The sequence below is a fragment of the Streptomyces sp. CB02414 genome, assembly GCF_001905385.1.
Lineage (GTDB): Bacteria > Actinomycetota > Actinomycetes > Streptomycetales > Streptomycetaceae > Streptomyces.
In genome coordinates this window covers 41243-64949 of the sequence record NZ_LIPF01000006.1, presented here as the reverse complement: position 1 = coordinate 64949, position 23707 = coordinate 41243, and the positions used below count along the sequence as shown (strand labels likewise).

The window sequence follows — 23707 nt, the reverse complement described above, 5'->3', positions numbered from 1 at the left end:
CTCCCGCCCCCACGAGGACGTCACGGACACCATGAGCAGCAGCACCGTCATCACCAACATCGCCGCACTCGTCACCAACGACCCCTCCCTCGGTGACAACTCCCCCCTCGGACTGGTCCGGGACGCGGCCGTCGTCATCGACGGCGACCGCGTCGCGTGGACCGGTGAATCAAGCAAAGCACCCGCCACTGACAACCGGGTCGACGCCGGCGGCCGGACGGTCCTGCCCGGCTTCGTCGACTCCCACTCCCACCTTCTCTTCGGCGGCGACCGCACCGAGGAGTTCAACGCCCGCATGTCCGGCCGCCCCTACAGCACCGGCGGCATCCGCACCACCGTCGCCGCCACCCGCGCCGCGAGCGACGCGGAACTGGAGGCGGGCCTCACCCGTTACCTCGAAGAGGCCCTGCGTCAGGGCACCACCACCTTCGAGACCAAGTCCGGCTACGGACTGACCACCGCCGACGAGTCCCGCGCCCTGCGCGTCGCCGCCCGCCACACCGACGAGGTGACGTTCCTCGGCGCCCACATCGTCGCGCCCGAACTGGCCGACGACCCCGCCGCCTACGTCGCGCTCGTCACCGGCGAGATGCTCGACGCCTGCGCCCCGCACGCCCGCTGGATCGACGTCTTCTGCGAGAAGGGCGCCTTCGACGGCGACCAGGCCCGCGCGATCCTCACCGCGGGCAGGGCGAAGGGCCTGCACCCCCGCATCCACGCCAACCAGCTCTCCTACGGCCCCGGAGTGCAGCTCGCCGTCGAACTCGACGCCGCCAGCGCCGACCACTGCACCCACCTCACCGACGCCGACGTGGACGCCCTCGCCGGCAGCCGCACCGTCGCCACGCTGCTGCCCGGCGCCGAGTTCTCCACCCGCGCCCAGTGGCCCGACGCCCGCCGCCTGCTCGACGCGGGCGCCACGGTCGCGCTGTCCACCGACTGCAACCCGGGCTCCTCCTTCACGTCCTCCGTGCCCTTCTGCATCGCCCTCGCCGTGCGGGACATGGGGATGACGCCGGACGAGGCGGTCTGGTCGGCCACCGCGGGCGGCGCCGCGGCCCTGCGCCGGGACGACGTCGGCCGCCTGACCCCCGGCGCCTACGCCGACCTGACCCTCCTCGACGCCCCGAGCCACGTCCACCTCGCCTACCGGCCGGGCGTCCCGCTGGTCCGCGGCGTGTGGCGGCGGGGCGCACGGGTCGTCTGACCCCCTCCGGAACGGGTCGTCTGATCCCCGCCGGCACGGATCACCGCGTGGCCCCGGCCCGCCACCGCTGGTCGGTCCGGCCGGAGTCCGCCCCGACGAGCACCACCGCATCGCCCCCGCCCGGCGTCACCGCCCGGTCGGGGGCGATGCCCGGGTGGATCGCCCCGCGCGCGTCCACGGCGAACCGCAGGTTCTGGCCGTTCCGCCCGTCGACGGAGTCGCACTCCCAGATGCCGACGCCCTTGTCGACGGAGCCGCGGCTGTCCAGGCAGAAGTCGTCGTCGGCGTACGACTGGACCACCCCGCGCCCGGCGTCGGCCCGCCACAGCTGGGTCGGGGAGGAGGTGCAGGGCGCCGTCACGACGTCCGTGCCCTTCTCCAGGTCGCCGTCGATGTCCAGGCACCGGCCCGAGGCGACGTTCACCACCTGGGCGTACGTGCCGTCCGGCGCCCGGTACGACGGCGCGGAGGGCGTCGGCGACGGCCGCGCGGTGCGCGACGGCGTAGGACTCGGCGTAGGAGAGGGCGATTCCGAGGTGACCGACGGGGAGGGCGAGGGCGTGGGGGAGGCAGACGGCGTCGCGGGGACGGTGGCCGTCACCGTCACCGGCGGCGGTCCGGCCGGGGAGCGGGACGACGCGTTCGCCGCCGGTCGGGACGGGGCGTCGTCCGGTGACAGCAGCAGGAAGAGCAGCGGAGCCAGGGCCACGCCCAAGGCCGCCGAGGCCAGGGCGAAGCGGCGGGAGGGCGGCCAGCTCCCGGGCAGCGCGAGCGGGGCGCCGACGCCCGGCGCCTCCGGCTCCCGAGCCGCGTACGCCGTGCCCGCCCACGGCAACAGGCCCTCGGCCAGCGCGGAGCGGGGGGAGTCGCGCAGGGTGCGCTGCTCCTCGTGGGCCGCCGTGCAGTGCGGACAGTGCGTCATGTGCGCGTGCAGGTCGGGGCTGTCCCGTGGGCTGTCGGGCCGTACCGACTCCTCGATGAGGCGCCGGAAGTCCACACAGCGGGGGTCGTCGGAGGTCGCCAGCCGGGTCCGCAGGCAGGCCTGGGCCAGTGACTGGAGCGCGGGGGCCGTGCCGTACGTGACGTCCTGGCCGCCGAGGCCGAGCAGCGCGGCGGTGCGGTCGGTGGGCTCCCGCTCCACCACGTCGTACCAGAGCAGGCCCTGAGCGCGGGACGGCAGCGAACGGAAGGCCGTGAGCAGGGGCGGGACCGGGCAGCCGGAACCCCCGGTGTTCAGGACGAGGAGCAGACCCGGGTCCAGTCCGGCGGAGCGCTCGTCGGCCGCCCACTCGGCCGCGACCTCCCCGGTGAGCAGCAGCAGACGGTGCCGCCACGGCCCGCCCGTGTCCGTGCCGCGGACCGCCTGACGGGCCGCCAGCGTGAAGGCGCGGGCGGCCAGTTGCCGTGCCGCCGAGTCTCCGGCCGCGCACAGGCGGGCGTAGGCGAGCACCGACGGCTGGTGGCGCGCGCGGAGTTCCCGGAGCGCCGGGTAGGCGGTGGGTGTGTCGGCGTGGAGCAGTTCGGTCAGCCGCGCGTCGGATGCGTCGGCGTACGCCTCCTCCCCGGCCCGGTCACCGCTGTCGGTCCTGTCGCCCCGCGCCATCCGTCCGCCTCCTCGCACCACGCCGTACCACCGCGCCGGTGCTGACGTACCGGCCAGTTTGGAGGGTGCTCATAGTGGTGGAACGAGGCCCGGGAGGAAAGAGGTGTCCCCGGGTAACAGGCGGTGGTTCGGGGCCGCGAGCCGGATCCGCGGGGACAACCCGAAGGGGGGCGGCCCGATTCGGACCGCCCCCCTGGAGGGCAAGCGTCACCCGGTGAGGATCACTGGACCATTACTGGACCACTACTGGACTACTCCTCGACCGTGAGCCCCTTGCGCAGCTTCACGAGGGTCCGCGACAGCAGACGCGAGACGTGCATCTGGGAGATGCCGAGCTCCTCGCCGATCTCCGACTGGGTCATGCCCGCGACGAAGCGGAGGGAGAGGATCTTCCGGTCCCGGGAGGGGAGCTCGGCGATCAGCGGCTTCAGCGACTCGACGTACTCGATGCCCTCGAGCCCGTGGTCCTCGTAACCGATCCGGTCGGCCAGCGCGCCCTCGGCGTCGTCCTCCTCCGGCTGGGCGTCCAGCGAGGAGGCGGTGTAGGCGTTGGAGGCGGCCATGCCCTCGACGACCTCGTCCTTGGACAGGCCGAGGTGCTCGGCCAGCTCCGTCACCGTGGGGGCGCGGTCGAGGCGCTGGGCCAGCTCGTCGCCCGCCTTGGCCAGGTCGAGGCGCAGCTCCTGGAGGCGGCGCGGGACGCGCACGGACCACGAGGTGTCACGGAAGAAGCGCTTGATCTCGCCGATGATGGTCGGCATCGCGAACGTGGGGAACTCCACACCACGCGACAGCTCGAAGCGGTCGATCGCCTTGATCAGCCCGATCGTGCCGACCTGGATGATGTCCTCCATCGGCTCGCTGCGCGAGCGGAAACGGGAGGCGGCGAACTTGACCAGCGCGAGGTTGAGCTCGACGAGCGTGTTGCGTACGTACGCGTACTCGTGGGTGCCTTCCTCCAGCGACTCCAGCCGCTCGAAGAGGGTCCTGGACAGGGCCCGGGCGTCGGCGGGAGCGACCTCGTCGTACGCGGGGATGTCCGGAAGCCCGGCGAGTGCGTCGTCGTCGGGTGCGACGACCGCGTCGTGGTGCTCGATGGGATCCAGATGTTCCGGAGGGAGTGTCGACGTCGCTTCCTGGGTACGCGATCCGTCGAGCCGGGGTGACATGATGTCCTCCATCGTTCTCGGCATACGGCTGCCGAAGCCAATTACGTGCACTGCGGTGTGCGGCGCCTCCAAAGCCGGCCGTGTCGGTTTACGTGTCTTACTAGCCCTACCGGGTTTACCGAGCCCACCGCAAGTGTGTTCTGTGTGGGTATGTCCGTTTGTGTGCGGTTGTTCGGGTGTCGGAGTGCGGTGGGAAGGCGTAGTGTTCGAGGGCGTCAGCAAGCAGTCACGACCTCGGGAGAGAGAAACGGCATGGACCGCGGGACGGTCGGCAGTGCCCAGTCGGGCCGGCTTCTGGTCGAAGTACGGGAAGAGGGCCCCAGTGCCGTCGTGACACCGGCGGGTGAGTTGGACCACCACACCGCCGATCTGTTGCGCGAGCCGCTGGAGGACTGTCTCGCCAAGGGATTCAACCGGCTCGTCGTCGACTGCTCGCGCCTGGAGTTCTGCGACTCCACGGGACTCAACGTCCTGCTCGGCGCGCGGCTGAAGGCGGAAGCCGCGGGGGGCGGTGTGCATCTGGTGGCCATGCAGCCGGTGGTGGCTCGCGTGTTCGAGATCACGGGGGCCGAGGCGGTCTTCACCCTCCATGACACGCTTGAGGCCGCGCTGGCCGACCAGTCCGGCTGAGCTGCTCCTTGTCCGGCCGACGGAGGGTTCCGCGCGCCTCCTGGGGCGCGTGTGCCCACCCCCTCCCGAGTTCCGTGGCGAACACAGGGGTGTTCGGACGGTCCGGTCGGGCAGGAGACTCCCTGAACTGACTGTGTACGACGTACGACTTTGAAACGTGAACTGGTGAATCGGTGAGGTGAAGCGCTGATGAGCACCACCCGGCCCTACTCGCCGGGCGACCGCGGTCCGGAGCCCAGCGGCGCTTCCGGGGCGTCCGCGTCCGCGCCGGTGCCTTCTTCGGGGGTTTCCGGGGCTCCCGGGGCGGCGTCCGTGCCCACGGCTGCCTCCGCCTCCGGGGGTGGCGGGCGCCAGGCCCGCAGACTGAGCTTCGAGGACGCGAGCGGGGTCGTCCCGCTGGCCCGTGACTTCACCCGCGAGGCGCTGTACGCCTGGGGCTGGCTGCCGTCCGCCACCGCGGACCAGCGGGCCGCCGCAGAGGACGTACTGCTCGTGGTGTCCGAGCTGGTCACCAACGCGTGTCTCCATGCGGAGGGCCCGGACGAACTGTCGATCACCTGCGAGAAGAAGGTGATCCGGCTGGAGGTCTCCGACCGGGGGACCGGACAGCCCGCGCCGCGTACGCCGCACCGGGCCGGGCGTCCGGGTGGGCACGGGATGTTCATCGTGCAGCGGCTGTGCCTGGACTGGGGTGTGGTGCGGACGCCGGGGGTCGCGGGCAAGCGGGTGTGGGCGGAGCTGGGAGCGCCGGGGTAGGGCGCGGGGGTTTGCCCACCCACCCACCCACCACCCGTCTCGGTGGGCCAAGTCGTGACCGTCGCCGGGGCCGCTGAGGGCGCCTGCCTCGGCCCGCGTGCCTCACTCGGAGGCGTCGGCTTCCGTCAGCCTTGCCCTTGCCCTTGCCTCCTGCCCTGGGCCCCGCCGGCCCCGCTCCGGGACTCGCGCTCCGTCGCCCGCCTGCCCGTGCCCTGGCCCCGCCAGATCCGCACAACCGCCCCCGCCCCGCCCAGCGCCCCCGCTGCCGCCCCGCGTCCTTCCGTCCGCCGAACCGCTCGCTGCGTACCCCCGCCGCATGGTCTCCAGGGCCCCGCCACGCGGACCCACTCGGAGCACCGAACAGGGCCCGCCCGCACAGCCCCCACAAAACCCCGAAGGGCCACCGCACCCACCCGGGATGCGGTGACCCTTCTCGGATCTCGGAGCTGTACAGCCAGGCCGGCAGGCCTCAGCGGACGTCGCCCATGAGTTCCTTGACGCGCTTGCGGTACATCCAGATCGCGACACCGGCGAGGACGGCCAGGGCGGCCTCCGCGGCGACGATGCCCGTCTTGTTGAGGTCGACGCCGGCGATGGAGAGCAGGCCGGTCGTGGCGTCACCGGCGGTGACGGCCAGGAACCAGACGCCCATCATCTGCGAGGCGTACTTCACCGGCGCCATCTTCGTGGTGACCGACAGGCCGACCGGGGAGAGCATCAGCTCACCGCAGGTCTGGACGAAGTAGATCGCCACCAGCCACAGCGCGGCCGCCTTGTGGCCGCCGTCCGCGATGGCCAGCGGGGCCAGGAAGAGGAAGAAGGACGCGCCGACGAGGACGAGGCCGAAGGAGAACTTGACGATCGTGCTCGGTTCCTTGCCGCGGCGGGCGAGCGCCAGCCACACCGTGGCGAAGACCGGGGCCAGGGCCATGATGATGACCGGGTTGACCGACTGGAACCAGGAGACCGGGAACTCCCAGCCGAAGACGCTGGTGTCGGTCGAGGAGTCGGCGAAGATCGCCAGGGTCGAACCGCCCTGGTCGTAGATCATCCAGAAGACGGCCGCGGCGACGAAGAACCAGATGTACGCCGACATCTTGGACTGCTCGGCGCGGTCCAGCTCCTTGTCGCGCTTGATGCGGGTCAGCACCAGGATCGGGATGATCACACCGAGCAGCGTCAGCGGGACCAGGATCCAGTTCAGCGTGTAGTTGCCGGAGAAGCCGACGATCGCGTAGAAGACGACGGCGAGCGCGGCCCAGAACGCGGCCTTGCGCAGCGTGGAGGTCTTCTCCTCCGCCGACAGCGGCTTCGGCACGACGCTGGAGTGCGGGGCCAGGTGGCGGCTGCCGATCAGGAACTGGACCACGCCCAGGCCCATGCCGACCGCGGCGAGCGCGAAGCCCAGGTGCCAGTTGACGTTCTCACCGATGGTGCCGATGATCAGCGGCGCCGCGAAGGCACCGAGGTTGATGCCCATGTAGAAGACGGTGAAGCCACCGTCGCGGCGCGGGTCGTCGGGGCCGCTGTAGAGCTGGCCGACCATCGTGGAGATGTTGGCCTTCAGCAGACCCGAGCCGATGGCGACCAGGCCGAGGCCCGCGAAGAACGTCCCGGAGGACGGCAGCGCCAGCGTGAGGTGGCCGAGCATGATCACACCGCCGGCGACGGCGACGGTCTTGCGGGGGCCCCAGACGCGGTCGCCGAACCAGCCGCCCGGCATCGTGAGCAGGTACACCAGGGAGAGGTACACCGAGTAGATCGCGGTCGCGGTGCCGGCGTTCATGCCGAGGCCACCGGGAGCCACCAGGTACAGCGGGAGCAGAGCCCTCATGCCGTAGTAGGAGAAACGCTCCCACATCTCGGTCATGAAGAGAGTGGCCAGTCCGCGGGGGTGGCCGAAGAAGGTCTTCTCGGATCCGGGGGTGCCCGGGGTGACCGAGTCCTTCGTCAGGCTGGACGCCATGGTCGATCCTTGCTGGTCGGGACGCGCTCATGAGGCGATGCGCGCCCGGTGGGGGGCGGCCGGCACCGGCGGCCTTCCCCGCCCGTCCCACGCCTGAGGGAATCCGCTCCGGATTGCGAAGCGGTGGGCGGCGGCCACCGGGATCCACGCCTCGCGTACGTCACTGCACGCGGTGAGGCCCGGCCACAGGTCATTCCTTTCAAGGCCGACCGTGGGGGCCGGCCCGCACACAAAAGAGACCTTCAGCGTCGAACAGTCGCCAAAGGTCCTCTGGGTGCTACAGGCGCTGATTCACCATACGGCAGGACACCGCCCGGTATGGAAGGACTTGAGACGCGGATCACAGGTAAGACTGGAACCGCGAACGATCTTTCGAAGGTCCATCACAGGATGGCACCCCGCACCCGCAGGTCGCGGGGCGGGGTCCGCCGGGCCGCCCGCCGGGCGGGTGTCCGGCTTGTCCACAGGTGGGGCGCGGGCGCGGGAGCCTTGGGACGATCACGGCCCGGGCCCTGCTCCGGGCGGACTACCATCGGCTCATGACCCGTGTACTGCTCGCCGAGGACGACGCGTCCATCTCGGAGCCGCTGGCCCGCGCACTGCGCCGGGAAGGGTACGAGGTCGAGGTGCGTGAGGACGGACCCGCCGCACTCGACGCCGGGCTGCGGGGCGACATCGACCTGGTCGTGCTGGACCTCGGCCTGCCGGACATGGACGGGCTGGAGGTCGCCCGCCGGCTGCGGTCCGAGGGGCACGCCGTGCCGATCCTCATCCTGACCGCGCGCGCCGACGAGGTGGACACCGTCGTCGGTCTCGACGCGGGCGCCGACGACTACGTCACCAAGCCCTTCCGCCTCGCCGAGCTGCTCGCCCGGGTCCGCGCCCTGCTGCGGCGCGGCGCCGTCGAGCCCCCGCAGCCGCCCGCCACGCACGGCGTGCGCATCGACGTCGAGTCGCACCGGGCCTGGATGGGCGAGGAGGAGCTCCAGCTCACCGCCAAGGAGTTCGACCTGCTGCGGGTCCTGGTGCGCGACGCGGGCCGGGTCGTCACCCGCGACCAGCTGATGCGCGAGGTCTGGGACACCACCTGGTGGTCGTCGACCAAGACGCTCGACATGCACATCTCCTGGCTGCGCAAGAAGCTGGGGGACGACGCGGCCAACCCGCGCTACATCGCCACCGTGCGCGGCGTGGGTTTCCGTTTCGAGAAGAACTGAGCGCCCGCAGGGCCTGCCCGGGTAAGAGGACATGCGCCGTCGACTGATCCAGTCCACGCTCGCCGTGGTGCTCGTCGTGATCGCCGTCTTCGGCGTCTCGCTCGTCATCGTCGAGACCCGCACGATCAGCAGCACCGCCCAGGAGCGGGTCGACCTGGAGGCCGTGCGGCTGGCCAGCATCGTGGACAGCCGCCTGCTCGGCACCGGCTCCGTGGACGCCGCGTTCCTGCGCGAGCAGATCCGGGACGCCCGGTACGCCGAGATCCGCATCCCCGGCGAGCCGGTCATCGAGGTCGGCAGCCGGCCGACCGGCGAGGTCATCCGCGGCAAGGCCACCGGCGAGGAGGGAGAGACGGTCCTCGTCGAGGAGCCCAGCTCCTCGGTGACCCGCGAGGTCGGCCGGACCCTGCTGATCATCGGGCTGGTGGCACTGCTCGCGGTGGTCGCGGCGGTGCTGCTGGCGATCCGGCAGGCCAACCGCCTCGCCTCCCCGCTCACCGACCTCGCCGAGACCGCCGAACGCCTCGGCTCCGGCGATCCGCGCCCCCGCCACAAGCGCTACGGCGTCCCCGAGCTGGACCGGGTCGCGGACGTGCTGGACTCCTCCGCCGAGCGCATCGCCCGGATGCTCACCGCCGAACGCCGCCTGGCCGCCGACGCCTCCCACCAGCTGCGCACGCCGCTGACCGCACTGTCCATGCGGCTGGAGGAGATCACCCTCACCGACGAGCCGGAGACGGTGAAGGAGGAGGCGACGATCGCGCTGTCGCAGGTGGAGCGGTTGACGGACGTCGTGGACCGGCTGCTGACGAACAGCCGCGACCCGCGCAGCGGCTCCGCCGTCACCTTCGAGCTGGACGACGTCATCCAGCAGCAGATCGACGAGTGGCGCCCCGCCTACCGCAGCGAGGGCCGGGCGATCGTCAGCTCCGGCAAGCGGCACCTGACGGCCGTGGGCACCCCGGGCGCGGTCGCCCAGGTGCTGGCCGCGCTGATCGAGAACTCCCTCATGCACGGCGGCGGCACGGTGGCCCTGCGGACCCGGGTGACCGGCAACCAGGCGGTCGTCGAGGTCACCGACGAGGGCGCGGGCGTGCCGGGCGACCTGGGGGCACGGATCTTCGAGCGGGCGATCAGCGGGCGGAACTCGACGGGCATCGGCCTGGCCGTGGCCCGTGACCTGGCGGAGGCGGACGGCGGCCGGCTGGAGCTCCTCCAGGGCCGGCCCCCGGTCTTCGGCCTGTTCCTGTCCCGTACGCCTCCGCCGAAGAAGTCGTCCGGGGACTCGAAGGACACGGTGCGCTAGCCGCTTTCAGCGGTCACGCCGCCCTCAGCGGCCACGCAGCCTCAGCGGTGGGCCGCCGGGGAGCCGTCCGCGGCGCGCACCGCCGTCGGGTGCTCGTGCTCCAGGAAGGTCTCCGCCCGCGCCACCGGCTCCCGGGCCGGCAGCGTGCGGAAGACCCAGGTCCGGTACGACCAGAAGCGGAACAGCGTGCCGATGCCGATGCCGAGGAACTTGAAGATGTTGCTCTGCAGCGGGCTGTCCCAGCCGAAGCCGTACGTCGCCGTGTAGAGGACGCCGTTCTCGATCACCAGCCCGACCGCGCTGAACAGCAGGAACAGCGACATCTCGCGGGTACGGTGCCCCTTGTCGCGGTCCCGGTAGGTGAAGTAGCGGAAGCCCAGGTAGTTGAAGACGATCGCGACGATCGTCGCGATGATGCTGGCCCGCACCACCGCGAGGTCGGTCACGTGCCGCACCAGGTTGAAGACCAGCAGGTTGACCAGCACGCCCGCGCCGCCCACCGCGCCGAACTTCACGACCTCGCGGACCAGCCGGTCGATCCGTTCCCGCAGCGTGCCGCGGGGTCCGGGGGCAGCCGGGGGAGCCGTATGAGCACCCGAGGAACCATGTCCCATGGTCGTGCAGGCCCCCGTCCGTCGGTTAGGCGTCAATCCGTTCATGCTAACCACCCGGACGCGCGATCTTCCTGCGGACGGACCCGGGGCGAGGGCCGGGGGCCGCGGGAAGGGCCGGGAAACGGCCGGTAAACATGTGGGCCCCGGGCGGCCGATACGCTAGGGGTGTGACGTTCCCCGTAGTCGGCATGGTCGGCGGTGGCCAGCTCGCTCGTATGACACACGAGGCTGGCATCCCGCTCGGCATCAGGTTCAAGCTCCTCAGTGACACTCCCCAGGACTCCGCGGCGCAGGTCGTGAACGAAGTCGTCGTCGGCGACTATCGCGATCTGGACACGTTGCGCGAGTTCGCGCGCGGCTGTGACGTGATCACCTTCGATCACGAGCACGTGCCGACCGAGCACCTCAAGGCCCTGGAGGCGGACGGCATCCCCGTGCGCCCCGGCCCCGAGGCGCTCGTGCACGCCCAGGACAAGGGCGTGATGCGCGCGAAGCTCGTCGAGATCGGTGTGCCCTGCCCGCGGCACCGGATCGTGCGCGATCCGGCCGACGTGGCCGCCTTCGCGGCGGAAGGCGTCCCCGAGGGCGCCGTCGAGGGCGACGGATTCCCCGTCGTGCTCAAGACGGTCCGCGGCGGGTACGACGGCAAGGGCGTGTGGGTCGTGGACTCCGCGGAGGAGGCCGCCGAGCCCTTCCGCGCCGGGGTGCCCGTGCTGGCGGAGGAGAAGGTGGACTTCGTCCGCGAGCTCGCCGCCAACGTGGTCCGCTCCCCGCACGGACAGGCGGTGGCGTACCCCGTCGTCGAGTCCCAGCAGGTCAAGGGCGTCTGCGACACGGTGATCGCGCCCGCCCCCGACCTCGGCGATGACCTCGCCCTGCGGGCCGAGGAGATGGCGCTCAGCATCGCCAAGGAACTGGACGTCGTCGGTCACCTGGCCGTCGAGCTGTTCCAGACCCGCGACGGCCGCATCCTCGTCAACGAACTGGCGATGCGCCCGCACAACTCCGGCCACTGGTCGATGGACGGCGCGATCACCTCGCAGTTCGCCAACCACGTCCGCGCCGTCCTCGACCTCCCGCTCGGCGACCCGCGCCCGCGCGCCAGGTGGACGGTGATGGTCAACGTCCTCGGCGGCGACTTCCCGGACATGTACTCCGCGTACCTGCACTGCATGGCCCGCGACCCGCAGCTCAAGATCCACATGTACGGCAAGGACGTGAAGCCCGGCCGCAAGGTCGGCCACGTCAACACTTACGGCGACGACCTCGACGACGTGCTGGAGCGCGCCCGTCACGCTGCCGGCTACCTGAGAGGGACGATCACCGAATGAGCCAGGCCAGCCCGGTCAGCCCGGTCGTAGGCATCGTCATGGGGTCGGACTCCGACTGGCCCGTCATGGAGGCCGCCGCCAAGGCCCTCGACGAGTTCGAGATCCCCTACGAGGTCGACGTCGTGTCCGCGCACCGCATGCCGCACGAGATGATCGCGTACGGCGAGCAGGCGGCCGGCCGCGGACTGAAGGCGATCATCGCGGGCGCGGGCGGTGCCGCCCACCTGCCCGGCATGCTCGCCTCCGTCACCCCGCTGCCGGTCATCGGCGTGCCGGTGCCGCTGAAGTACCTGGACGGCATGGACAGCCTCCTGTCCATCGTGCAGATGCCGGCCGGCGTGCCGGTCGCGACCGTCTCGGTCGGCGGCGCCCGCAACGCCGGTCTGCTGGCCGCCCGCATCCTCGCCGCGCACGACGAGGAGCTGCTCGGCCGGATGCGCGAGTTCCAGCAGGAGCTCAACGACCAGGCCACCGAGAAGGGCAAGCGGCTGCGCAACAAGGTCGCGGGCTCGGCCGCCGGCTTCGGTTTCGGGAAGTGAACCGGATGACGTCCCTGGACCAGGCCCGGGAGCTGCTGCGCGAGTTCCCCGTCGTCGACGGCCACAACGACCTGCCCTGGGCGCTGCGCGAGCAGGTCCGCTACGACCTCGACGCCCGCGACATCGCCGCCGACCAGTCCGCCCACCTGCACACCGACCTGGCCCGGCTGCGGTCCGGCGGCGTCGGCGCGCAGTACTGGTCGGTGTACGTCCGCTCGGACCTGCCCGGCGCGGTGACGGCGACGCTGGAGCAGATCGACTGCGTACGGCGGCTCATCGACCGGCACCCGGGGGAGCTGCGGGCCGCGCTGAGCGCCGCCGACATGGAGGCGGCGCGCACCCAGGGCCGTATCGCCTCCCTCATGGGCGCCGAGGGCGGCCACTCCATCGACAACTCGCTGGCCACCCTGCGCGCCCTCTACGCGCTCGGCGTGCGCTACATGACGCTCACCCACAACGACAACGTGGCGTGGGCGGACTCGGCGACCGACGAGCCCGGCGTCGGCGGCCTGTCGGCCTTCGGCCGTGAGGTCGTGCGGGAGATGAACCGCGAGGGCATGCTCGTCGACCTCTCGCACGTGGCGGCGACGACGATGCGCGACGCGCTGGACACCTCGACCGCGCCGGTGATCTTCTCCCACTCCTCCTCCCGGGCCGTCTGCGACCACCCGCGCAACATCCCGGACGACGTGCTGGAGCGGCTGCCCGCCAACGGCGGCGTGGCGATGGTGACGTTCGTGCCGAAGTTCGTGCTCCAGGCCGCCGTCGACTGGACGGCCGAGGCCGACGACAACATGCGCGCGCACGGCTTCCACCACCTGGACAGCAGCCCCGAGGCGATGAAGGTCCACGCCGCCTTCGAGGAGCGCGTCCCGCGCCCCGTCGCCACCGTGTCCACGGTCGCCGACCACCTCGACCACATGCGGGAGGTCGCCGGCGTCGACCACCTCGGCATCGGCGGCGACTACGACGGCACGCCCTTCACCCCGGACGGCCTCGACGACGTCTCGGGCTACCCGAACCTCGTCGCCGAACTCCTCGACCGCGGCTGGTCCCGGGCCGACCTGGCCAAGCTGACCTGGAAGAACGCGGTCCGGGTGCTGGGCGACGCGGAGGACGTGGCCCGCGGGCTCCAGGCGACGCGGGGGCCGTCCAACGCCACCATCGAGCAGCTGGACGGCTGAGCCGTCGAGCAGCGGGGCGGTCCGGCCGCCCCGCTTCCCGGCCGGGTGGGGCGCCCGTACCCCCGAACGCCCCACCCACCAGGAAGCCCTTACCGCTCCGTGCGACGGTGGCCGTAACGCACGACGACCGTACGGAGCCCGCCATGGCAGACCTCCAGGACGACCTGCACACCAGCACCGAGGCCGCCGGGCTCGACGACCTGCCCGTGTCGTCCGCCGCCGAGGTCTTCCCGCCGGAGCCCTACGCGCCCGTGTCCGACCCGGGCGACGAGCCGCTGACCCGGGCCCACGCGGTGCTGGCCGCCCACCCGGTCGCCGACGGCTACAGCGGCCTGCCCTGGGCGCTCAAGCACCTGCCCTGGTACGACCTGGAACTCGGTGAGACCGCCGTCGACACCGACGTGCCGCGGCTGCGCGAGGGGCACGTAGGTGCGCTGTTCTGGTCGCTGCACCTGCCCGACGCCATCGACGGGGACCGGGCCGTCGGCGCGACCCTGGAGCAGCTGGACCTGATCAAGACGGTCGTGCGCGCCCACCCCGAGGGCCTGCGCCTCGCCCACGACGCCGGGCAGGCCATCGACGCCCGCAACTGCGGCCGGGTCGCCGTGCTGCCGGGCCCCGCGGGCGCCGCCGCCGTCGGCGACTGCCTCGGCATCCTGCGCTCCCTGCACGCCCTCGGCGTGCGCGTGCTCACCCTCACCGGCGTGAGCTGGGCGAGCGAGGCGGGGCTGACCCGGTTCGGCGAGGAGGTCGTCCGCGAGATGAACCGGCTCGGGGTGATCGCCGACCTCTCCGGCGCCTCGCCCGAGACCGTCCGCCGCACCTTCGCCGTTTCCAAGGCGCCCGCCCTGTGCACCCGCTCCGCCGCCCGTGCCCTGCGCCCCCACCCCGCCAACCTCCCCGACGACCTGCTGGTGGAGCTGGGCGCGGCAGGGGGCCTGTGCATGGTGCCGCTGACCGCCGAGCAGACCGGCCCGACCGTCCGGGACGTCGCCGACCACCTCGACCACGTCCGCTCGGTGGCCGGCCCGCAGAGCGTCGGCCTGTCCGGCACCTACGACGCCGGAACCGCGCACCCGCTGGAGCTGGGCGACGCCTCCTGCTACCCGAGGCTCATCGCCGAGCTGCTGCGCCGCGGCTGGGACGAGGCGGACGTGGCCATGCTGACCTGGGGCAACGTCCAGCGGGTGCTGCGCGGTGCGGCCTTCACCGCCCGCGCGGCCCAGCTGCGCCGGGAGCCGTCGACGGCGACGATCGCCGACCTCGACGGCTGAGTCGCCCGCGGGCTCAGGTGTGCTCGATCCGGCACAGGCAGAACGGATGCCCCGCCGGATCGGCGTACACCATGAAGCCCTTCTTCTCCCGGTCCTCCAGGTCGAGGGGCCGGGCGCCGAGCGCGAGCACCTTCTCGTGCGCCGCGTCCATCTCCTCCCAGGTCGCCCCGCCGTCGAAGTCCAGGTGGAGCTGCTGGGCGTTGCGGTCGGAACGCGGCCACTCCGGAGGGGTGAGCTCCGCCACCCGCTGGAACGACAGCCGCGGCCCGCCCGGCATCTGGAGCACCACCCAGTCGGGGTCCCGCTCGTCGGGTGTGCCGCCGCCGACCTGCGCGTAGAAACGGGCCAGCTCGGCCGGCTCGGTGCAGTCGACGACGACGGAACGGAAATGTGCCGCGGGTGCCATGGGGGCCCTCCCGAAGTGGACGACAGGGGTGTGTTCAGCAGGCGCAGAGGCAGAACGGGTGCCCGGCCGGGTCCGCGTAAACCCGGAAGGAGCGGGAGCGGTCCTCCGCGTCCAACGGCCTCGCGCCCAGCCCCAGCACGGCCTTCTCCGCCGCGTCCAGGTCCTTCACGTCGAGGTCGAGGTGGAACTGCTGCGCCCCGTCGGGGCCGGGCCACTTCGGCGGTACGTACTCGGGGGCGCCCTGGAAGGCCAGCGTCCGCCCGCCGGGCAGGTTCAGGTCGACCCACGCGTCCTGGCCGTCGCTCTTGTCCTCGACGGTGCCGCCGAGGACGTCGGCGTAGAAGCGGGCCAGGGCGTGGGGGTCGGGACAGTCCAGGACGACGACGCCCAGTTCGGCGACAGCCATGACTTCCTCCTTGAAGTCCGCGATGCGGTTACCAGCACTCTGCGGGTAACCGGTAACGGTTACTGCATGCTGCCGTATTGAAGGTAACGTCGCAAGCATGAGTGACAGATCGCCCGCACCAGGGGGCTTGGATCTGGTCGAGAAGCTGGTGAACACGATCGACCTCGAGACCGGCGCCGACTCGCTGGACACACCGGAGGGCCGGGCGCGTCTCGGTCTCACCGAGGACGACGTGCCCGGGGCACGGGAGCTGCGCGAGTCCCTGCGCGCGGCCCTGCTCGCCCACGCCGGCCACCCGCCGCACCGCGCGGTGACCCCGCTCGGCGAGCTGCTGGCCGCCGCCCCGCTGGTGGTGACCGTCGACCCGGCCGACGGTACCGCCGCCCTCGCCGCGGCCCGGGACGGCTCCCTGACCGCCCGCGTCGCCGCCGCCGTCGCCGAGGCGCTGGTCGCGGGCACGTGGACCCGGCTCAAGGCGTGCGAGGCCGTCGACTGCCACTGGGCGTACTACGACCGCAGCCCGGCCGGCCGTGGCCGCTGGTGCTCGATGCAGGTGTGCGGGGCCCGCGCCAAGATGCGCCGGTACCGGGCCAGGGGGACGTGAGCAACGAGGCGGTTCACCGGCCGCGGGGCCGCCCCCTGGGGCAGAATGCGGACGACGCCGGTTCGGCCGACTGAGCCTCGGCCGAACCGGCGTCGTCCTTCAGGCGTCTAGGCCGTCGGACGGCCCATCGCCCGGAACGTCCACCCGGCCTTGCGCCAGGCCACCGGGTCCAGGGCGTTGCGCCCGTCCAGGAGCACCCGGGCCGCCACGGCCTCGCCCAGCGCCTCCGGGTCCAGCTCGCGGAACTCCCGCCACTCGGTGAGGTGCAGGACGACATCGGCGCCCCGCACCGCCTCCAGCGCGGAGTCGGCGTAGCCGAGCGTCGGGAACAGCCGCCGGGCGTTGTCCATGCCCTTCGGGTCGTACACCGTGACCTGGGCGCCCTGGAGATGTACCTGCCCGGCGACGTTCAGCGCGGGGGAGTCCCGGACGTCGTCCGAGTCGGGCTTGAAGGTGGCGCCGAGCACCGCGACCCGCTTGCCCAGGAACGGGCCGCCGCCCAGCGCCTGCCGGGTCAGCTCCACCATCTGGCCGCGCTGGCGCATGTTGATCGAGTCGATCTCGCGCAGGAAGGTCAGCGCCTGGTCGGCGCCCAGCTCACCGGCGCGCGCCATGAACGCCCGGATGTCCTTGGGCAGACAGCCGCCGCCGAAGCCGATCCCGGCCCGCAGGAACTTCTTCCCGATCCGGTCGTCGTACCCGATGGCCTCCGCCAGCTTCGCGACGTCGCCGTCGGCGGCCTCGCACACCTCCGCCATCGCGTTGATGAAGGAGATCTTGGTGGCGAGGAAGGAGTTCGCGGAGGTCTTCACCAGCTCGGCCGTCGGGAAGTCGGTGACGACGAAGGGCGAGCCCTCCGACACCGGCGTCGCGTACACCTCGCGCAGCAGCTTCTCCGCCCGCTCGCTGCGCACGCCGACCACGATCCGGTCCGGGTGCAGCGTGTCCTTCACGGCGAAGCCCTCGCGCAGGAACTCCGGGTTCCAGGCCAGCTCGGCCTCGTCACCGGCCGGGGCGTGCGCGGCGAGGTAGGCGGCCAGCCGGTCGGCGGAGCCCACGGGCACGGTCGACTTGCCGACGACGAGCGCGGGGCCGGTCAGGTGCGGGGCCAGCGAGGCCAGCGCGGATTCGACGTACGACATGTCACAGGCGTACTCGCCGTGCTTCTGCGGCGTGTTCACACACAGGAAGTGCACGTCGCCGAAGGCCGCGACCTCGGCGAAGTCGGTGGTGAAGCGCAGCCGCCCGCTGGACCCCTCGATCCCGGCGACGTGCTTGCCCAGCAGCTCCTCCAGCCCCGGTTCGTACATCGGGACCGCGCCCCGCTGGAGCATCTCGATCTTCTCCGGCACCACGTCCAGCCCCAGCACCTCGAAACCGAGCTCGGCCATGGCCGCCGCATGGGTGGCGCCGAGATAACCGGTGCCGATCACGGTGATCTTGAGGGCCATGAGTGCTCCAGACGTACGGCGTGGGGTGCGCGCCCGAGCATATCCGGGGCGCGGAGCAAGCCTCGCGCCCCGGCTGTCGTCAAGCTCACCTATCCACGAACCGGGGCAGGGCTCTAAAATTTGGGTTACTTAACGGTAGTTAGCGTGCCCAGCATCACAGCGTTTTGGAGCGTGAGAGACCTTGGCCGGATCGGCTGACTTCGACCTGTACCGCCCGTCCGAGGAGCACGACATGCTCCGCGACGCCGTCCGCTCCCTGGCCGAGGCGAAGATCGCGCCGTACGCCGCCGCGGTGGACGAGGAGGCCCGCTTCCCGCAGGAGGCGCTGGACGCGCTGACCGCGAACGACCTCCACGCGGTCCACGTCCCCGAGGAGTACGGCGGCGCGGGCGCCGACGCGCTCGCCACGGTGATCGTGATCGAGGAGGTCGCCCGCGTCTGCGCGTCGTCCTCCCTCATTCCGGCCGTGAACAAGCTCGGCTCCCTCCCGGTGATCCTCTCCGGCTCCGAGGAGCTGAAGAAGAAGTACATGACCCCGCTCGCCAAGGGTGACGGCATGTTCTCCTACTGCCTCTCCGAGCCCGATGCCGGCTCCGACGCGGCCGGCATGAAGACCAAGGCCGTCCGCGACGGCGACTTCTGGGTCCTCAACGGCGTCAAGCGCTGGATCACCAACGCGGGCGAGTCCGAGTACTACACGGTGATGGCCGTCACCGACCCCACCAAGCGCTCCAAGGGCATCTCCGCCTTCGTCGTCGAGAAGTCCGACGAGGGCGTCTCCTTCGGCGCCCCGGAGAAGAAGCTCGGCATCAAGGGCTCCCCGACCCGCGAGGTCTACCTCGACAACGTCCGCATCCCCGCCGACCGCATGATCGGCGCGGAGGGCACCGGCTTCGCGACGGCCATGAAGACCCTGGACCACACCCGCATCACCATCGCCGCCCAGGCCCTCGGCATCGCCCAGGGCGCCCTCGACTACGCCAAGGGCTACGTCCAGGAGCGCAAGCAGTTCGGCAAGCCGATCGCCGACTTCCAGGGCATCCAGTTCATGCTCGCCGACATGGCCATGAAGATCGAGGCCGCCCGCCAGCTGACGTACGCCGCCGCCGCCAAGTCGCAGCGCGGCGACAGCGACCTCACCTTCCAGGGCGCCGCCGCCAAGTGCTTCGCCTCCGACGTGGCCATGGAGGTCACCACGGACGCCGTCCAGCTCCTCGGCGGCTACGGCTACACCCGTGACTACCCGGTGGAGCGCATGATGCGCGACGCGAAGATCACGCAGATCTACGAGGGCACCAACCAGGTCCAGCGGATCGTGATGGCGCGCAACCTGCCGTAATCGGCACCGCGCGCCGGCACGTCCGGGGGCTCAGTCCTCGTACCCCTCCGCCACCCGCCGCTCCCGCAGTTCCATGATCGCGCGGCGGCGGGCCAGGCGGTGGGTGCGGCGGATCTGGGCCTCCTGGTAGCGGCGCTTGTCCTTCTCGGTCTCGGGGTGGACCGGCGGGACCGTGCGGGGCTTGCCGTCGGCGTCCACGGCGGCGAAGACCAGGTAGGCCGAGCCGACCTGGGTGGCGGGCGTGGACTCGTTCCAGCGTTCGGCCATGACCCGCACACCGACCTCCATGGAGGAGCGGCCGGTCCAGTTGACCTGGGCCTTCACATGGACGAGGTCGCCGACGCGGACCGGTTCGAGGAACGCCATCTCGTCCATGGACGCGGTGACGGCGGGTCCGCCGGAGTGCCGTCCGGCCACGGCGCCCGCCGCGTCGTCCACCAGCTTCATGATCACCCCGCCGTGCACGGTGCCCAGGAGGTTGGTGTCGCTGTGGGTCATGATGTGGCTCAGGGTGGTGCGGGATGCCGAGGTCGGCTTGCCCGGGATCTCCGGAGTCGCCGACTGCGCGGCCGAGGCCTGTTCTGCCTGGTCTGTCATGGCCTCCACCTTATGCCGGGACGACAGGCGCGTAATTTGTGTCAGCTTCGCAACAGCGCCGCCCCTATTTTCCGACGACCCTTGTATGGCGCTCAGGGCGGACCTGCACACTGGTGCGCATGAATGATTGGCCCGAGGGATGGTCCGGTGACAACCGCGGCGGCGGGTACGGACGCGGCAGCGCGAGCGCGCGGCCCGAGAGCGCCCGTGTGATGCGTCAGGTCCGTCGCGGCGCGCCGCCGCCGTCCGGCCCGGGCCCGTCGGCCCCGCCGTACGGCGCCGGGGTGCCGCAGCAGCCGTCGTACGTCGACGGACAGGGCCACGGGGGCTACGACAGCGGCTACAACACGGGTCAGGTCTACGGCAGCCCCGGCGGCCGGGGTCCCGCGGGCCCGGGCCCGCGCCAGGGCCAGGGGCGGCCCGCGCCGGACTGGCGGCGGCGGATCAAGTGGACGGCGATCACCGTGGTGACCGCGCTGGTCGTGACCACCGTAGGCACCTACTTCTGGGCCGACTCCAAGCTCAACCGCGAGGTCGACCTCTCCAAGGTCATCGAGCGGCCCGAGGCCGGCGAGGGCACCAACTACCTGATCGTCGGCTCCGACAGCCGCGAGGGCATGACCGACGAGCAGAAGAAGGACCTGCACACCGGTTCCGCCGAGGGCAAGCGCACCGACTCGATGATGATCCTGCACACCGGGGACAACGGGTCGACGCTGATCTCCCTGCCCCGTGACTCGGACGTCGAGATCCCGAGCTTCGTCGGCTCCGAGTCCGGCAAGAAGTACGAGGGCACCGGCCGGCACGTGAAGCTGAACGCCGCGTACGCGGAGGACGGCCCCGAGCTGCTGGTGCGCACCATCGAGCACAACACCGGGCTGCGCCTGGACCACTACGTCGAGATCGGCTTCGCCGGCTTCGCGAACATCGTGGACTCGGTCGGCGGCGTCGAGATGGACATCCCGCAGGACATCAAGGACCCGAAGTCCGGCGCCGACTTCCAGAAGGGCAAGCAGACCCTGAACGGCGAGGAGGCCCTGGCCTTCGTCCGCACCCGGTACGCGCTGGCCGGTTCCGACCTGGACCGCACCAAGAACCAGCAGAAGTTCCTGTCGGCGCTGGCCAACCAGGTGGCCACCCCGTCGACCGTGCTGAACCCCTTCAAGCTGTACCCGACGATGGGCGCCGGCCTGGACTCCCTGATCGTCGACAAGGAGATGGGCCTGTTCGACCTGGCGAGCATGTTCTGGGCGATGAAGAGCGTCAGCGGCGGCGACGGCACGTCGATGAACATGCCCGTCTCGGGCAGCGTCGGCGGAAACCTGAAGTGGGACGACGCCAAGGTGAAGAAGCTGGTCGAGCAGCTGAAGAACGACGAGAAGGTCACCGTGACGGGCAACTGAGCCCGCCACCGGTCACTGCTTCCCGCAGACCACCTCGTCGCCCCGCACCACCGTGCCCGGCTCCCGCGGCGGGTCCGCCGGCTTCACCTTCACGACCTCCTCGAAGCCGGCGCCCGCGATCACCTTCAGCGTCGGGCCCTGGCCCTTGACCGGCCGCAGCTCGCTGCCGGGCAGCGCGGCGGCCAGTGACTTCGCCGAGCGGTCCCAGCGGGGGTCGAAGGCGACGACGGTCCGCTCGACCGCGCGGTCGGTGGCGTTCCGGGGCGCCTTGGTGGTGCGGAAGCCGGTCGCGGCCAGCGCGTCGTCCACCCGCCTGCCGAGCCCCGGGGTGCGGGTGCCGTTCTCCACCTGGACCCGGATCTGCTTCGGGTCCACCGGGACCCGGACCGGCGCCGGGCCCTTCGGCTTCGGCTTGGGCGCGGCCAGCGGCTCGTCCTCGCGCAGGGCGTCGAAGATCCGCTCGGACTCGGCGGGGTCCCACTTCAGGGTCGAGCCGACGCCCTTGACGGCGTAGCCCATCTGCCCGATCGGCACGGTGGTGAACTCGGAGGAGGAGGGCGAGAAGTTCCGCATCGCCCGCCCCAGTGCCAGCATCTCGTCGGTGCCGAAGCCCTTGTCGGCCCGCACCGAGCCCAGCACCGCCTGGGTGACGTCCCGGAACTTCAGCGGGTTCAGCAGCAGCCCCGAGGACGTCGCCCGGTCGATCAGGGCGGCCAGGAAACGCTGCTGGCGCTTCATGCGGCTCAGGTCGGAGGCACCGTCGAGGTGCCGGGCGCGGACGTACTGCAGTGCCTGCCCGCCCATCAGCGTGTGCGTGCCGGCCGGCAGATCGAGTCCGGTGTGGCTGTCCTTGAGCGGCTCGGCGGTGCAGATTCGCACGCCGCCGAGTACGTCCACGGTCTTCATGAAGCTGGTGAAGTCGACCTCCAGGTAGTGATCGATCTTCACCCGGGTCATCTTCTCGACCGTGCGGATGGTCAGCTGCGGGCCGCCCTCGGCGTAGGCGGCGTTCAGCTTCACCGGGTGCCCCTTGTGCTGCTCGCCGGTGGTGCGGTCGGTGTGGTCGGGTGTCTCGGCGTAGGAGTCGCGCGGCAGGCTGACCACGCTGGCGCGCTCCCGGTCCTCCGAGATGTGCACGATCATGATCGTGTCGGTGCAGTGGCAGGGGGCGCCGCCCAGCCGGTACTTCTGGCGCTGCTCCTCGCTGATCCGGTCGCGGCCGTCGGTGCCGACCAGCAGGACGTTCATGCCGTCGCCGGCCCGGGGCCGGTTCTTCATGTCCTTGAAGGCGTCGACCCGCGTGATGTCCGAGTCCAGGCCGGAGAGCACCGCGTGCCCGATCCCGGCCGAGGCGAGCACCACCACCGACAGCGCGGTCACCGCCCGCATGGCCCAGCGCGGCCGCTTCCGCCGTACGGGGGGCCGGGGCGGGCGCCCGGAGGCTCCGCGCTGCGGCGGCGGGACGCCCCGGGACGTGGCGGCCGGGACCCGGGGGGAGCGGGGCGGCGTGGGCAAGGTGACACCTCCGCGGGGACGGGCCGTGCGGCCGGGCTTGCGATCCGTGAGCACCGTAGGCCCATACGATCTGCGGCCCGGGGCTGCGGCCCCCGCGGCGCGCACCCGTGTCCCCCGTTCGCGGTAACGTGAGCACCGATGAACGCCAAGTCCGACGTGCGGCTGCCCGCCGTTTCCGTGATCATGCCGGTTCTCAACGAGGAGCGGCACCTGCGCGGTTCCGTTCGCGCCATCCTCGCCCAGGAGTACGCCGGCGAGATGGAGGTCGTGATCGCCCTCGGTCCCTCGACGGACCGCACGGACGAGATCGCCGCCGAACTCGTCGCCGAGGACCCCCGCGTCCACACCGTGCCCAACCCCACCGGCCGCACCCCCGCCGCGCTGAACGCCGCGATCAAGGCGTCCCGGCACCCGGTCGTCGTGCGCGTCGACGGCCACGGCATGCTGTCGCCGAACTACATCGCCACGGCCGTACGGCTCCTGGAGGAGACCGGCGCGCAGAACGTGGGCGGCATCATGCACGCCGAGGGTGAGAACGCCTGGGAGGACGCCGTCGCCGCCGCGATGACGTCGAAGATCGGCGTGGGCAACGCCGCCTTCCACACGGGCGGCGAGGCCGCCCCGGCCGAGACGGTGTACCTGGGTGTGTTCCGCCGCGAGGCGCTGGAGCAGCAGGGCGGGTACAACGAGGAGTTCATCCGCGCCCAGGACTGGGAGCTGAACTTCCGCATCCGCGAGGCCGGCGGTCTGATCTGGTTCTCGCCCGAGCTGCGGGTCTCCTACCGGCCCCGCCCGACCGTGCGGGCACTGGCCAAGCAGTACAAGGACTACGGCCGCTGGCGGCACGTCGTCGCCCGCTACCACGCCGGTTCCATCAACCTGCGCTACCTCGCCCCGCCGGCCGCCGTGTGCGCGATCGCCGCCGGTGCCGTGGTGGGCGCGGCGCTGACGCCGTGGGGCTTCGTCGTCCCCGGCGGCTACCTGGCCGCGATCGTCGCCGGGTCGCTCCCGGCCGGCAAGGGGCTCGGGGTGAAGGCGCGGGCGCAGATCCCGGTGGCGCTGGCGACCATGCACATGTCCTGGGGCTGGGGCTTCCTGACCAGCCCCAAGTCGCTGGCCAGGAAGGTCATCGCCTCGCGGCGCCCGGCGGTCCAGCCGGACGCGGACACCGCCGGGACGCGGTGACGTCC

The 23707-nt window shown here is 71.9% G+C and carries 22 protein-coding genes; 13 read left to right on the top strand and 9 right to left on the bottom strand.

The window, feature by feature from the left end; all coding sequences use genetic code 11:
• Window positions 1-31 precede the first annotated feature (31 nt).
• Window positions 32-1207 carry an imidazolonepropionase gene (gene hutI / locus AMK11_RS20135; RefSeq protein ID WP_073729186.1) on the top strand — a complete coding sequence of 392 codons (1176 nt, stop codon included), beginning with the start codon at window positions 32-34 and terminating at the stop codon, window positions 1205-1207.
• 40 nt (window positions 1208-1247) lie between these two features.
• On the opposite strand, the gene AMK11_RS20130 is transcribed toward hutI, so the two are convergent.
• Both AMK11_RS20130 and AMK11_RS20125 read right to left on the bottom strand, forming a co-directional pair.
• Window positions 1248-2810 carry an RICIN domain-containing protein gene (locus tag AMK11_RS20130; protein WP_073729184.1) on the bottom strand — a complete coding sequence of 521 codons (1563 nt, stop codon included), beginning with the start codon at window positions 2808-2810 and terminating at the stop codon, window positions 1248-1250.
• Window positions 2811-3061: 251 nt separating this feature from the next.
• A complete protein-coding gene (locus tag AMK11_RS20125; protein WP_073729182.1) occupies window positions 3062-3991 on the bottom strand; it encodes an RNA polymerase sigma factor SigF in 930 nt (309 codons plus the stop codon).
• Window positions 3992-4231: 240 nt separating this feature from the next.
• On the opposite strand from AMK11_RS20125, the gene AMK11_RS20120 reads away from it, so the two are divergent.
• Window positions 4232-4609 carry an STAS domain-containing protein gene (locus AMK11_RS20120; RefSeq protein WP_073729180.1) on the top strand — a complete coding sequence of 126 codons (378 nt, stop codon included), beginning with the start codon at window positions 4232-4234 and terminating at the stop codon, window positions 4607-4609.
• 189 nt (window positions 4610-4798) lie between these two features.
• Window positions 4799-5365, top strand: coding sequence for an ATP-binding protein (locus AMK11_RS20115; protein ID WP_073729178.1), 567 nt, complete (start codon window positions 4799-4801; stop codon window positions 5363-5365).
• A 469-nt stretch (window positions 5366-5834) separates the two neighbouring features.
• Here AMK11_RS20115 and AMK11_RS20110 read toward each other — a convergent pair whose 3' ends face one another.
• Window positions 5835-7331, bottom strand: a complete 1497-nt coding sequence (locus tag AMK11_RS20110; protein ID WP_073729176.1) for an oligopeptide:H+ symporter — start codon at window positions 7329-7331, stop codon at window positions 5835-5837.
• A 539-nt stretch (window positions 7332-7870) separates the two neighbouring features.
• Between AMK11_RS20110 and AMK11_RS20105 the strand changes: the two genes are divergently transcribed.
• On the top strand, window positions 7871-8548 hold the full coding sequence (locus AMK11_RS20105; protein ID WP_073729174.1) for a response regulator transcription factor: 678 nt from the start codon (window positions 7871-7873) through the stop codon (window positions 8546-8548).
• Window positions 8549-8579: 31 nt separating this feature from the next.
• Window positions 8580-9854 carry a two-component system sensor histidine kinase DraK gene (gene draK, locus AMK11_RS20100; protein WP_073729172.1) on the top strand — a complete coding sequence of 425 codons (1275 nt, stop codon included), beginning with the start codon at window positions 8580-8582 and terminating at the stop codon, window positions 9852-9854.
• Window positions 9855-9895: 41 nt separating this feature from the next.
• On the opposite strand, the gene AMK11_RS20095 is transcribed toward draK, so the two are convergent.
• The gene (locus AMK11_RS20095) at window positions 9896-10468 is read right to left on the bottom strand and encodes a GtrA family protein (protein WP_073729170.1); all 573 of its coding nucleotides are present in this window, start codon (window positions 10466-10468) and stop codon (window positions 9896-9898) included.
• Between the two features lie 134 nt (window positions 10469-10602).
• On the opposite strand from AMK11_RS20095, the gene AMK11_RS20090 reads away from it, so the two are divergent.
• The 4 genes from AMK11_RS20090 to AMK11_RS20075 all read left to right on the top strand — a co-directional run bounded on the left by AMK11_RS20090 (window position 10603) and on the right by AMK11_RS20075 (window position 14796).
• Window positions 10603-11799, top strand: a complete 1197-nt coding sequence (locus tag AMK11_RS20090; RefSeq protein ID WP_073729168.1) for a 5-(carboxyamino)imidazole ribonucleotide synthase — start codon at window positions 10603-10605, stop codon at window positions 11797-11799.
• Window positions 11796-12338, top strand: a complete 543-nt coding sequence (gene purE / locus AMK11_RS20085; protein WP_073729166.1) for a 5-(carboxyamino)imidazole ribonucleotide mutase — start codon at window positions 11796-11798, stop codon at window positions 12336-12338. The genes AMK11_RS20090 and purE overlap by 4 nt, the downstream gene beginning before the upstream one ends.
• A 5-nt stretch (window positions 12339-12343) precedes the next feature.
• The gene (locus tag AMK11_RS20080) at window positions 12344-13522 is read left to right on the top strand and encodes a dipeptidase (RefSeq protein ID WP_073729164.1); all 1179 of its coding nucleotides are present in this window, start codon (window positions 12344-12346) and stop codon (window positions 13520-13522) included.
• A 143-nt stretch (window positions 13523-13665) separates the two neighbouring features.
• Window positions 13666-14796 (top strand): dipeptidase, encoded by a 1131-nt coding sequence (locus AMK11_RS20075; RefSeq protein ID WP_073729162.1) that lies wholly within the window; start codon window positions 13666-13668, stop codon window positions 14794-14796.
• A 13-nt stretch (window positions 14797-14809) separates the two neighbouring features.
• On the opposite strand, the gene AMK11_RS20070 is transcribed toward AMK11_RS20075, so the two are convergent.
• Together AMK11_RS20070 and AMK11_RS20065 are read right to left on the bottom strand one after the other, a co-directional pair.
• Window positions 14810-15202 (bottom strand): VOC family protein, encoded by a 393-nt coding sequence (locus AMK11_RS20070; protein WP_073729160.1) that lies wholly within the window; start codon window positions 15200-15202, stop codon window positions 14810-14812.
• 34 nt (window positions 15203-15236) lie between these two features.
• Complete coding sequence (locus AMK11_RS20065; protein ID WP_073729158.1) at window positions 15237-15608, bottom strand: VOC family protein; 372 nt, start codon at window positions 15606-15608, stop codon at window positions 15237-15239.
• Between the two features lie 97 nt (window positions 15609-15705).
• On the opposite strand from AMK11_RS20065, the gene AMK11_RS20060 reads away from it, so the two are divergent.
• The gene (locus AMK11_RS20060; protein WP_073729156.1) at window positions 15706-16212 is read left to right on the top strand and encodes a CGNR zinc finger domain-containing protein; all 507 of its coding nucleotides are present in this window, start codon (window positions 15706-15708) and stop codon (window positions 16210-16212) included.
• A 107-nt stretch (window positions 16213-16319) separates the two neighbouring features.
• Here AMK11_RS20060 and AMK11_RS20055 read toward each other — a convergent pair whose 3' ends face one another.
• Window positions 16320-17663 carry a UDP-glucose dehydrogenase family protein gene (locus AMK11_RS20055; RefSeq protein ID WP_073729154.1) on the bottom strand — a complete coding sequence of 448 codons (1344 nt, stop codon included), beginning with the start codon at window positions 17661-17663 and terminating at the stop codon, window positions 16320-16322.
• A 181-nt stretch (window positions 17664-17844) separates the two neighbouring features.
• On the opposite strand from AMK11_RS20055, the gene AMK11_RS20050 reads away from it, so the two are divergent.
• Window positions 17845-19002, top strand: coding sequence for an acyl-CoA dehydrogenase (locus tag AMK11_RS20050; RefSeq protein WP_073729152.1), 1158 nt, complete (start codon window positions 17845-17847; stop codon window positions 19000-19002).
• 30 nt (window positions 19003-19032) lie between these two features.
• Here the strand turns inward: AMK11_RS20050 and AMK11_RS20045 are convergent, their stop codons facing one another.
• The gene (locus AMK11_RS20045) at window positions 19033-19599 is read right to left on the bottom strand and encodes an acyl-CoA thioesterase (protein ID WP_073729150.1); all 567 of its coding nucleotides are present in this window, start codon (window positions 19597-19599) and stop codon (window positions 19033-19035) included.
• Between the two features lie 119 nt (window positions 19600-19718).
• On the opposite strand from AMK11_RS20045, the gene AMK11_RS20040 reads away from it, so the two are divergent.
• Window positions 19719-21002 carry an LCP family protein gene (locus tag AMK11_RS20040; protein ID WP_198941417.1) on the top strand — a complete coding sequence of 428 codons (1284 nt, stop codon included), beginning with the start codon at window positions 19719-19721 and terminating at the stop codon, window positions 21000-21002.
• Between the two features lie 12 nt (window positions 21003-21014).
• Here the strand turns inward: AMK11_RS20040 and AMK11_RS20035 are convergent, their stop codons facing one another.
• Window positions 21015-22517 carry an LCP family protein gene (locus AMK11_RS20035; protein ID WP_241847020.1) on the bottom strand — a complete coding sequence of 501 codons (1503 nt, stop codon included), beginning with the start codon at window positions 22515-22517 and terminating at the stop codon, window positions 21015-21017.
• Between the two features lie 138 nt (window positions 22518-22655).
• Here AMK11_RS20035 and AMK11_RS20030 point away from each other — a divergent pair, with 138 nt between their 5' ends.
• Window positions 22656-23702 carry a glycosyltransferase family 2 protein gene (locus AMK11_RS20030; RefSeq protein ID WP_073729144.1) on the top strand — a complete coding sequence of 349 codons (1047 nt, stop codon included), beginning with the start codon at window positions 22656-22658 and terminating at the stop codon, window positions 23700-23702.
• Window positions 23703-23707 lie beyond the last annotated feature (5 nt).

Bases quoted from the DNA above. Each gene is read 5' to 3' on its own strand.
- AMK11_RS20055 (WP_073729154.1), bottom strand. From the start codon at position 17,663: ATGGCCCTCAAGATCACCGTGATCGGCACCGGTTATCTCGGCGCCACC.
- AMK11_RS20120 (WP_073729180.1), top strand. From the start codon at position 4,232: ATGGACCGCGGGACGGTCGGCAGTGCCCAGTCGGGCCGGCTTCTGGTC.
- AMK11_RS20095 (WP_073729170.1), bottom strand. From the start codon at position 10,468: ATGGGACATGGTTCCTCGGGTGCTCATACGGCTCCCCCGGCTGCCCCC.
- AMK11_RS20080 (WP_073729164.1), top strand. From the start codon at position 12,344: ATGACGTCCCTGGACCAGGCCCGGGAGCTGCTGCGCGAGTTCCCCGTC.
- AMK11_RS20130 (WP_073729184.1), bottom strand. From the start codon at position 2,810: ATGGCGCGGGGCGACAGGACCGACAGCGGTGACCGGGCCGGGGAGGAG.
- AMK11_RS20070 (WP_073729160.1), bottom strand. From the start codon at position 15,202: ATGGCACCCGCGGCACATTTCCGTTCCGTCGTCGTCGACTGCACCGAG.
- draK (WP_073729172.1), top strand. From the start codon at position 8,580: ATGCGCCGTCGACTGATCCAGTCCACGCTCGCCGTGGTGCTCGTCGTG.
- AMK11_RS20090 (WP_073729168.1), top strand. From the start codon at position 10,603: ATGTGGGCCCCGGGCGGCCGATACGCTAGGGGTGTGACGTTCCCCGTA.
- AMK11_RS20040 (WP_198941417.1), top strand. From the start codon at position 19,719: ATGAATGATTGGCCCGAGGGATGGTCCGGTGACAACCGCGGCGGCGGG.
- AMK11_RS20030 (WP_073729144.1), top strand. From the start codon at position 22,656: ATGAACGCCAAGTCCGACGTGCGGCTGCCCGCCGTTTCCGTGATCATG.
- AMK11_RS20075 (WP_073729162.1), top strand. From the start codon at position 13,666: ATGGCAGACCTCCAGGACGACCTGCACACCAGCACCGAGGCCGCCGGG.
- hutI (WP_073729186.1), top strand. From the start codon at position 32: ATGAGCAGCAGCACCGTCATCACCAACATCGCCGCACTCGTCACCAAC.
- AMK11_RS20105 (WP_073729174.1), top strand. From the start codon at position 7,871: ATGACCCGTGTACTGCTCGCCGAGGACGACGCGTCCATCTCGGAGCCG.
- AMK11_RS20115 (WP_073729178.1), top strand. From the start codon at position 4,799: ATGAGCACCACCCGGCCCTACTCGCCGGGCGACCGCGGTCCGGAGCCC.
- purE (WP_073729166.1), top strand. From the start codon at position 11,796: ATGAGCCAGGCCAGCCCGGTCAGCCCGGTCGTAGGCATCGTCATGGGG.
- AMK11_RS20065 (WP_073729158.1), bottom strand. From the start codon at position 15,608: ATGGCTGTCGCCGAACTGGGCGTCGTCGTCCTGGACTGTCCCGACCCC.
- AMK11_RS20125 (WP_073729182.1), bottom strand. From the start codon at position 3,991: ATGGAGGACATCATGTCACCCCGGCTCGACGGATCGCGTACCCAGGAA.
- AMK11_RS20110 (WP_073729176.1), bottom strand. From the start codon at position 7,331: ATGGCGTCCAGCCTGACGAAGGACTCGGTCACCCCGGGCACCCCCGGA.
- AMK11_RS20060 (WP_073729156.1), top strand. From the start codon at position 15,706: ATGAGTGACAGATCGCCCGCACCAGGGGGCTTGGATCTGGTCGAGAAG.
- AMK11_RS20045 (WP_073729150.1), bottom strand. From the start codon at position 19,599: ATGACAGACCAGGCAGAACAGGCCTCGGCCGCGCAGTCGGCGACTCCG.